The organism is Sharpea porci (assembly GCF_009695655.1).
In the GTDB taxonomy this organism is placed as follows: domain Bacteria; phylum Bacillota_I; class Bacilli_A; order Erysipelotrichales; family Coprobacillaceae; genus Sharpea; species Sharpea porci.
In genome coordinates, this window is sequence record NZ_VUNM01000050.1 from 1 (window position 1) to 8,501 (window position 8,501).

General features: G+C 37.5%; 9 protein-coding genes and 1 pseudogene. 1 reads left to right on the forward strand and 9 read right to left on the reverse strand.

Annotated elements, in window-relative coordinates; genetic code table 11:
* Window positions 1-185: 185 nt before the first annotated feature.
* The 5 genes from FYJ79_RS12040 to FYJ79_RS12060 all read right to left on the reverse strand — a co-directional run bounded on the left by FYJ79_RS12040 (window position 186) and on the right by FYJ79_RS12060 (window position 3,140).
* A complete protein-coding gene (locus tag FYJ79_RS12040) occupies window positions 186-497 on the reverse strand; it encodes a nucleoside triphosphate pyrophosphohydrolase family protein (protein WP_229771473.1) in 312 nt (103 codons plus the stop codon).
* 146 nt (window positions 498-643) lie between these two features.
* Complete coding sequence (locus FYJ79_RS12045; protein WP_154518821.1) at window positions 644-1,231, reverse strand: helix-turn-helix domain-containing protein; 588 nt, start codon at window positions 1,229-1,231, stop codon at window positions 644-646.
* A gap of 80 nt (window positions 1,232-1,311) precedes the next feature.
* Window positions 1,312-2,064: a NifB/NifX family molybdenum-iron cluster-binding protein gene (locus FYJ79_RS12050; RefSeq protein ID WP_154518823.1), complete on the reverse strand. Its 753-nt coding sequence runs from the start codon at window positions 2,062-2,064 to the stop codon at window positions 1,312-1,314.
* Between the two features lie 156 nt (window positions 2,065-2,220).
* Window positions 2,221-2,697, reverse strand: a complete 477-nt coding sequence (locus tag FYJ79_RS12055) for a pyridoxamine 5'-phosphate oxidase family protein (RefSeq protein ID WP_154518825.1) — start codon at window positions 2,695-2,697, stop codon at window positions 2,221-2,223.
* Window positions 2,698-2,804: 107 nt separating this feature from the next.
* Complete coding sequence (locus FYJ79_RS12060) at window positions 2,805-3,140, reverse strand: hypothetical protein (protein ID WP_154518827.1); 336 nt, start codon at window positions 3,138-3,140, stop codon at window positions 2,805-2,807.
* Window positions 3,141-3,525: 385 nt separating this feature from the next.
* Between FYJ79_RS12060 and FYJ79_RS12065 the strand changes: the two genes are divergently transcribed.
* On the forward strand, window positions 3,526-3,702 hold the full coding sequence (locus tag FYJ79_RS12065; RefSeq protein ID WP_154518829.1) for a nitroreductase family protein: 177 nt from the start codon (window positions 3,526-3,528) through the stop codon (window positions 3,700-3,702).
* A 443-nt stretch (window positions 3,703-4,145) separates the two neighbouring features.
* On the opposite strand, the gene FYJ79_RS12070 is transcribed toward FYJ79_RS12065, so the two are convergent.
* The 4 genes and pseudogenes from FYJ79_RS12070 to FYJ79_RS12455 form a co-directional block, all read right to left on the reverse strand.
* Entirely contained in the window at window positions 4,146-4,970 is an 825-nt protein-coding gene (locus FYJ79_RS12070) for an MBL fold metallo-hydrolase (protein WP_154518831.1), read from the reverse strand.
* Between the two features lie 432 nt (window positions 4,971-5,402).
* Window positions 5,403-6,056 carry an SIMPL domain-containing protein gene (locus FYJ79_RS12075; RefSeq protein WP_154518833.1) on the reverse strand — a complete coding sequence of 218 codons (654 nt, stop codon included), beginning with the start codon at window positions 6,054-6,056 and terminating at the stop codon, window positions 5,403-5,405.
* Between the two features lie 568 nt (window positions 6,057-6,624).
* A complete protein-coding gene (gene ltrA, locus FYJ79_RS12080; protein ID WP_154518835.1) occupies window positions 6,625-7,899 on the reverse strand; it encodes a group II intron reverse transcriptase/maturase in 1,275 nt (424 codons plus the stop codon).
* A gap of 411 nt (window positions 7,900-8,310) precedes the next feature.
* Window positions 8,311-8,501, reverse strand: a pseudogene (locus FYJ79_RS12455) (hypothetical protein); the annotation flags it as partial.

The window sequence follows — 8,501 nt, forward strand, 5'->3', positions numbered from 1 at the left end:
GGAAATGCTTCTGCGGGCGATAGTGTATTCGCAAAAGACGCTAAAATATCGAGATGCATGGAAGTAAAACGTTGGAATATCAACGTTTTTTTCTCTTTATATAGGTCCACTGTGCAAATGGGGATTTTAAACAAAAAATCGTTTGATTGGTTAATCTATATGTTTGAAGAAGAGATAAATTATAGTCATTCAAGACTATTTAATCTTTCTTCAAGAAAATCTTTTACACAATCTTCAAAGTTGATATTCATTCGATTTGCGAGAACGGAAAGCCACCAAACGCATTCACCAATCTTTGAAGGAAGAATATCCCTATTATCACTTGGCCATCTTCCTTGGTTGTCCATCGTAAGACGTCCTATTAAACTTGCATCAGTAAGAAATGCCAAAGCATCTTCTTCGACTGTCCAGACTGAACCATGGATCTCTTTTTCTAATTCATGATAACGTGAACGAATTTCTTTTGCTTGTTCATTGACTTCATTAAGTGTCATCATTAATGCCTCTTTTCATTTTCATTTATAGCTATTATATATTTTAGAGTTTGTTTTATCTAGGATTTAGGTCAAGTTTTATTTTTGATCTTGTCATAAATGAAAAGGCTTAAGAAGCAGATTTGTCTTAAGCCATGAATCAGATTGATTTAACGAACTGGCACATGAAATAATCCATGCCTATTACAATAATAGATAATTGATCTTGTTCTGTTCACTTTAAAGCGTGCTTCAGCACTACTTTCTGCATAGAGCTTCTTTATTTCATAGCCATCATCTCCTATTGCTGCAATAAATGAAATATAATGTTCTTTGTTCATATCATGAGAAATTGTCACATAATACTCATCTTCTATCTTTTCAATATGCAGTTGGTGTTCAAGATCTTCCTCTTCAGCTTCTAAAGCTGGTAAAACAATACCACAACAGCTGACGACTGCTTCTCCTGTACTTTGTATGATGTTGCCACAAATAGGACATACATAAAACTTCATTTTACGCATATTGGAAGATTTGTTCGTGTTGACGATGTTTTCACCAGTAAATAGCTCAATTATGGATACATCAAGTGCGTTAGCTAATGATTCGATAAGAGAGATATCTGGATAACCACGACTGTTTTCCCATTTAGAAATTGTTTTATCACTCACATTAAGTTTTGATGCAAGCTGTTGTTGTGTCATGTGCTTGTTTTCTCTTAAGCGTTTGATCATAGCACCAGTTATGTATTGATTCATATCGATTTACTCCTTACAAAACAAGGATAACGGGAAAAACATAGTAACACAACCTACGTAACGTAGAGCAAAATGAATATTTAGCTATGGTGACAACCTTGATGATCACCATGACAGTTATCTTCATGATGATGGTGATCACAATGTGCATCAGGGTTATAATCTAAGGAACCAGCTAAGTAAGCATCAACGGCTTGATCAGCTAAACCGGATACACCACCATAAACCTGAATACCAGCCTGGCTTAATGCATTCTGTGCGCCTGGACCAATACCTCCACAAATCAGGACATCAACGTTGTTTTGTGCTAAAAGTCCAGCAAGTGCGCCATGACCCTGACCATTTGTATTGACGACCTGGCTTTCTACAACTTTGCCTTCTTCAACATCATAGAACTTAAATTCCTGTGTATGACCAAAATGTTGAAAAATCATTCCTTCCTCATAAGTGACTGCAATTCTCATTTCTACATCTCCCTTTCGCTCTATTTTTTGCATCCTGACAAACCTTCTGCATGTCTTATTGCAGATACCAGAAATTGATCCATCACATAAATGATAATGCCCTCCCGCAATCAACAAGGCTTTACCATTGACAATACTGTCAGCAATCTTAAAGCGGGCATTCTCATAGATCTCAGTGACTGTAGATCTAGATATTGCCATTTGTTTTGCACATTGCGCATGGGTATATTTTTCTAAATCAATAAGCCGTATAACTTCATATTCATCTAAAGTTAATGTAATTTGTTCCTGAGAAGATGCTCCTGCGGTTAAAAAGCTATCAAATGCTGGCTTATTACAAATTCTTCTGCATTTCGTTGGCCTTGACATTTGATCACCTGCTTATGTTTCTAGCATATGTCAATAATAATGTAATGCTTACTATACATGAATGCAAGTTGCTATGTGATTTCATGAATGAAATAGAATCTAGGTTTTATTGAAAGCATGAGTTTTAGAAACCATAATGCAAAGCATTGGTAGATACTAAGAGTCATTTACGATTTTTCCACTCATATGGTCTGGAACTAATGCAAACAATTGCGTACCGGGACCAGAATGTTTGATTTCATGCTGGATATAGTTCTGATCATCAGTGAATTTATAGCTCAGCATTTCGGCAATTCGATATGTTGTTTTACGATCCTCAATAAATTCTATCTTTCCAAAGACAATAACTGATTTAATATTAAGTGCCCATTCCCCTTCTCGCTTAAAACCTTCATCATATACACAAAAAGATGCTTTGTTATGTCTTTTCATAGCATCAATTTTATGCCCCATTCTAGAACCATGAAAATAGATTTTTCCATCTTCCTCACAATAGAAATGATTCATAGGCATGCCATAGGGATATTCATCATCACCTAGGACTGATAGTACACCACGTAATTGATTTTTGAGAATGTTAATACATTCTTCTTCTGATAACTGTTGCTTTTTTCTAAGCATTTCTCTAAACATCGTTTATTCCTCCTTAAATAATCGATATTTCCAAATTCTTTTTGAAAAATAATGCTCTTTATTTTGATATTATTTGTAAAAGGCTATCTTTCAAAGCGTCCATCCACTTATCTAACTCTTTCAAGGTAATTCCTCCATATCCAATGATGACCTGATTTCTTGGACATAGTGTAGAATCTTTCTAAAATACCTTTGTTGGAAACACCGACATCATGCTTTTTAAATATTTTTATAATTTCTTTTTGTGTAAGTTTTGTTTTGATTCCCATAACAAAATACATCCCGCCACCCATACCATATAGTCTTACTTCATTTGGGAAGTCATTTTTAAGATATTTTATAATTTTGTCATGTTTTTTCCTGAAGTATGCTCGCATAGTATTCAGATGCTTTTGGTGCTTTCCTGAATTGATGTATTGGGCTAAATCAATCTGAATAAGCATAATAAATATGTCCTTGTACACTGTAACGACTAAGATGATGAGTTCTATATATCTATTCAGACACACAATTACAGGCATTAGTATAAGCTTTCATGGCATCGCAGAGAACCTGTTTATTAGAAGTATTTACGAAAATCTGTTGTTTTGCTGTAATGGTCTGTTGCATACCATAAGCCTCACTTTCTTCACTAAAACATTATATTATATTTTGGCGTATATCAGAAAGAAAAACCGCCGCAAAAACGGGCATTCCTCCCACGACTTATAGAAGTCGGGGCTTCCTGCGCTGGGGCGTTGATGAAGACAATGAAAGGAATCACAAAGTTAAATCTCTCGATGAGCTTTCAGACGTTGAACGTACTGCACCAGATTGGTTTGTCAAGGCATGAACTGTGCACTTTTGGCACCAGCAGCTGGAAATCAGCAGCTCTTTACTATACACTGGGATGGCTATGCACTCTTTATCACTTCAAAGAAAGGCTTTTTGGAAAAGGCGGATATTGGTATTGTAAAATATCATTTTAAGTTTGGATCCAGTATTGATCACCAGAAATGGCGTTAAAAATGAATGGATTTAAAATAATGCACATAATACACACTTATAGGAGAGTGTTCAGTCCTTTCGAACTTTTCTAATCCATATAGGTGTGTTTTCAGTTACAATTAGCTAGAACATCTTGAGGACAATTCATGATTGAAGCTACATTATTATAAACCCTTATAAATTTAGGAATTAGGGGCAAGGTTTCTTAATCCTGTTATTAAATAGCCCTCATTTCTATTTTAGTAGATTCTTTGAAGTATTAAATATGTTATGCAGCCACATGACTAGCCTTCACACTTGCACTATCGCCCTACTAGCTACAACTGTACATTTAAGTTTTCTAACTATAAAAACAATTCCAAAGTAGATCCTAGCTATTAAGCTGTAGACTTTAGAAGGCTACTATTATGCTGATGGATGTTTTTTATTATTACTGATTAACTGGAATTTGCCTTAGTCTTTTATAAAATGATTTGTTCACCGGAATGTACATATTTAAGCTGATTTCCTATGATTTTCCTCATTTCTTCAAATGCAGGAATTCCTGTGCAATGGCAGGTATAGAATTTTATTTGATATTTCTTTAGTTCCTTTGCAATGAATCTGACTTCCTGCAGTTCATTATCACGATAGTTACGCTTCACCATCAGATGAAAGCCACTGATGACAATATCTGGAAGATTGCCATACTTTTCTCTATAAGTATCAAGGATACTTAGTATTCCATTATGAGCGCAACCAGACATTAATATTGTATGCTCTTTATCTTTTACTACAAGAAAGTGTTCATGACAAAAATCATCTGGTACAAAACTACAAGCGGTTTTGATAAGAAGGCGCTTATTTGTGAATGGAAGCGAATGTGTTCTGTTTTTTATCGTGAAAAGCTCTAGTTCATCATCAATTACATAGTCACCCTTAAGTAGTCTCAATTTAGAAAGCATCAAAATCCTTTTGTCTATACCTATATATCTATAGCTGTTATCTCCATCATATGCATAAAACTCGCCACTAGCAGAACTCTGCATATAGATGGCAGCATGATCGTTAATCTTAGTAAATGGAATAAGGCCTCCTGAGTGATCGTAATGTCCATGGCTTAACACAACTGTGTCTACTTCATTCAGATTAATGCCAATTTTTTTAGCATTTTTAAGGGAGCTGTCTGTTTGTCCGAGATCAAGTAAAGTCTTATGACTTTCTGTCTCTATATAAAAGGACAATCCATGTTCAAATAAACACTCGGATCTTCCTTCTGTATTTTCAATTAAATTAACAATTCTCATATATTTTCTAACCTCATAACGCATTCCATTAATACTTTAATCATCTTTTATAAGCAATAAACAAGAATTTATCTGATCCATCTTATCTTTGAAATAATCCATACACTTCATCTAATACAAATATTCCAATAAGCGTATACATATTTGGACAGCCCCTCGTATTAAGCATAGATAACATCATCAACTAAAATTCCTATGGCAGCCTTTTTATGATAAAAAAATCAAGAAAAGAATAGCCACAAGACTAACCAAAAAATATTAGATCACATGATCTGAAGGGCTTTGACTTGAAAATGCTTTTCATGTTTATCGATAGCATCCCAACGAAATATCTGCTTAGGTACCTGTTTCTCATTTGCAATAATAAATGGGTACAGTGATTATTATTTTGATATTTTCCAAATGTCTTGTCTGCTTCTTTTTGTGCTATCTTTATTCGATTTCCCAAACTACGGTCACGCTATCAGTTACGTCAATATCGTCCGGTTCAATTTCAATATCGTAGTCTTGCATGGATGGAACACTTGCTTTTGAGGGCAACATGTTCTGTATAGAATTGACTTGAAAGTCAAGTTCTACAAAGGAATAATCGATGCTTTGGATGTCTTTGAGTGTTACATCAGCTGCCTGTGAAAGTACTAAAGCTTTCTTTTTAGCATCTTGCATCGCTTTGCTTAGAAGTCTATTCTTTGCAGCTTCGGGCTCCTTTACAGTATAACTGATTCTGAATTCGGGATGGAGAGGAGAATTGGCGAGAGCATAGAGAATATTACCGAGTAGTTTGTTGTCAGAATCGAATTCGATTTTTAAAACTTGTCTATAGCTGTAACCGACAAAGATACGCTTGTAGGTATTGTGCTCGCTATAGTTTTTATATTCTGTATCGACATTGAATGAAAGGGTCTTAAGTCTGCTCTTCTCAAAACCGAACGCAAGAAAGAGATCCTTGATTTGCTTAGTGGCTTCTGATGAATGTTTGAGAGTTTCGCTGTATTCTCTGTAAGTGTCTTCTAGTGTAATGGTTAGCCTTGTCATATCTGGCTTAACTTTGATTTGTCCTTTTCCTGTAATTCGAATTGTTCTCATGATTTATTTGCTCCTTTCTGACGCAATGAATATTGATCTCTTGATGTCATGTAAATACCCTTCTACCTATAATTTATCATTTTTCCTCAGTTACTATTATACCTATCCATACAAGAAAAAAATATGATTTATACTGCTGATTTTAGTAATTATTGATAATATTAGTCTTGACTTCAATGAGCTCATGATGTCTGGACAAGGCCATTATGATTTTCAAATCCAAGTTATAGTCACTCTTCAACGTAAAAAGGCAGGCATTAACTTAAGCTTGAAATACCGTTCCCGCGAAGAAATCCGGCGAGTTCTGAAATATTAATGTCCAGACCAGAAAGATAACCCATATCACCACACAGAGAAAATGGCACAAGTCCCATCGTTATGCGGGATGTGCCATTTTTTCTACAAAACTTGAGATGTTAGCCAAACCAGAAGACAGAATCCACATAGGGTGATGAATTCTCAGCAGCAGGAATCGAGTAGGAGGATGAGAGCGTGAGCTCTCATCTTTTTTTCCTCTCACACCACCGGAGAAGCCGTTCGGCGTCCGGCGGTTCGAAACACCAACAAATTACAACACTGTTACATGTACCAAGGTAAAATACTCTTCCGAGCTGATCAATCCGGCCTCTCTTTTCAAGAGGTCATTGGTAATCCAGCGACTTAGGAATAGTCCCGAGGCATAGATTCCTTTACGCGTATTGGCATAACGCCATGCCCAGTATGTTTTCATACCAAGTGCGTACAGGTGGTTTGCCCGGTTTCTGACCGTTTTCCACTGTTTCCAGTAAATCATCCGGATATGCAGCCGTACCCAACTGTCAATCTTTTTCAGGGCCGTTTTCATGTTACACAGACGATAGTAATTGACCCATCCCCGTACAACCTGATTTATTCTGGTTATCCTCTGGTCCATCGGAATGTTATATTTCCTTGTTAACAGCGGCACCAGCTTGTATTCCAGCTTCTTCAATGATTTGATATGCGGCTTAGGTCTCCACTTACCATCTTTGAAGTAAAAGGAATGTCCAAGATATTTGATTTGGTTAGGCCGTGCTACTTTTGTTTTCGCTGCATTAACCTGTACGCGAAGACGTTTTTCGAGCCAGTTTGTTACCGACTTCATCACTCTGTTGGCTGCTGCTTCACTTCTGACACAGATGATACAGTCATCTGCGTATCTGGTAAAGTGCAGACCTCTGGATTCGAGTTCCTTGTCGAATTCATTCAGATAGACATTTGCCAGCAGTGGAGAAATCGGGGATCCCTGTGCGGTTCCTTTCCGTGTCTCTTCAAAGCTGCCTTCTATCAGAACCCCTCCCTGCAGGAATCGTCTGATGAGTGATTCAGTATCCGGGTCTTTAATAACGTTGTGTACCAGAATCATCAATATATCCTGATTGACGTTATCAAAGAACTTTGAAAGGTCTAAGTCGACAATCCAGTCATAGCCATCGTTCATATATTCGAGTGCTTTCAGGATTGCCTGCTCGGCCATTCTTCCTGGTCGGAACCCATAGCTGCTGTCTGAGAATGTACGATCAAAGATTGGTGACAGAACCTGTGTTACTGCTTGTTCGATCCACCTGTCTTTGACTGCCGGCACACCCAGATTTCTCTTCGAGCCATCATCCTTCGGAATTTCCACACGCTTGACTGGCAGTGGTCTGTAATGTCTGTGCCGGATAAGTTCCCGCACTTCATCTTTATGAAGCCCGATATATTCCGGCAATCGGCTTACAGGCATACGGTCAATACCTGCAGATCCCTTGTTAATCATAACCTTGCGGCTGGCTTCTTCCAGATTTCTATCTGAAAGAATCAGCTCCAGTAACTGTGATGCCATTTGTCTGCTTCTCCTTTCCGTCGCTGTCTCGTCTCTGGTCTTAACGGACTTTATCCGAGCTCACAGACCATTCAGAGAGATTTGACTACATTCATGAAATGAAGCTGGTGATTCGTTCGGCCCTTTGCTCCATCCCCATTGCGGGATTTCTTCACTACTACGGCCTCTGCTGACTTCTCATCGTTCGTTGTTACTGCTACTTACCTGCATGATGTTCTTCACCTCGGCTTTCGTCGATGAGACCTCCCCGAAGAAGGCGTGATAACTTTCCTCCCATCCAGCCTCCGGATTTACTGCTTCGCCATATTCAGCGGCTTGGACTTCTCTTTGTTCTGGAAGATCGTCCAGACTGACAGCTGGTACTATGTCAAGTTTTAGAACAACTTAAATGTCCGTTTTTTATGTTACTGTCTATGCAACAACCTCAACAATTTCATTGCTTGCTATTATGTTATTCACTTTCTTCTCATAGTACTCTTCCTCGTATTCATCTGGCGACTGATATTCACAATGGGAATGGATTCTCACCGTATTGTAGAAGCCTTCTATATAGCTGAATATGATTGACTTCGCTTCATGATAATTCATGATCTTATGGAATC

What these genes read in the sequence shown, in the direction of transcription:
- FYJ79_RS12040 (WP_229771473.1), bottom strand. Translation starts at nt 497, where the DNA reads ATGATGACACTTAATGAAGTCAATGAACAAGCAAAAGAAATTCGTTCA.
- FYJ79_RS12045 (WP_154518821.1), bottom strand. Translation starts at nt 1,231, where the DNA reads ATGAATCAATACATAACTGGTGCTATGATCAAACGCTTAAGAGAAAAC.
- FYJ79_RS12050 (WP_154518823.1), bottom strand. Translation starts at nt 2,064, where the DNA reads ATGTCAAGGCCAACGAAATGCAGAAGAATTTGTAATAAGCCAGCATTT.
- FYJ79_RS12055 (WP_154518825.1), bottom strand. Translation starts at nt 2,697, where the DNA reads ATGTTTAGAGAAATGCTTAGAAAAAAGCAACAGTTATCAGAAGAAGAA.
- FYJ79_RS12060 (WP_154518827.1), bottom strand. Translation starts at nt 3,140, where the DNA reads ATGCTTATTCAGATTGATTTAGCCCAATACATCAATTCAGGAAAGCAC.
- FYJ79_RS12065 (WP_154518829.1), top strand. Translation starts at nt 3,526, where the DNA reads ATGAACTGTGCACTTTTGGCACCAGCAGCTGGAAATCAGCAGCTCTTT.
- FYJ79_RS12070 (WP_154518831.1), bottom strand. Translation starts at nt 4,970, where the DNA reads ATGAGAATTGTTAATTTAATTGAAAATACAGAAGGAAGATCCGAGTGT.
- FYJ79_RS12075 (WP_154518833.1), bottom strand. Translation starts at nt 6,056, where the DNA reads ATGAGAACAATTCGAATTACAGGAAAAGGACAAATCAAAGTTAAGCCA.
- ltrA (WP_154518835.1), bottom strand. Translation starts at nt 7,899, where the DNA reads ATGGCATCACAGTTACTGGAGCTGATTCTTTCAGATAGAAATCTGGAA.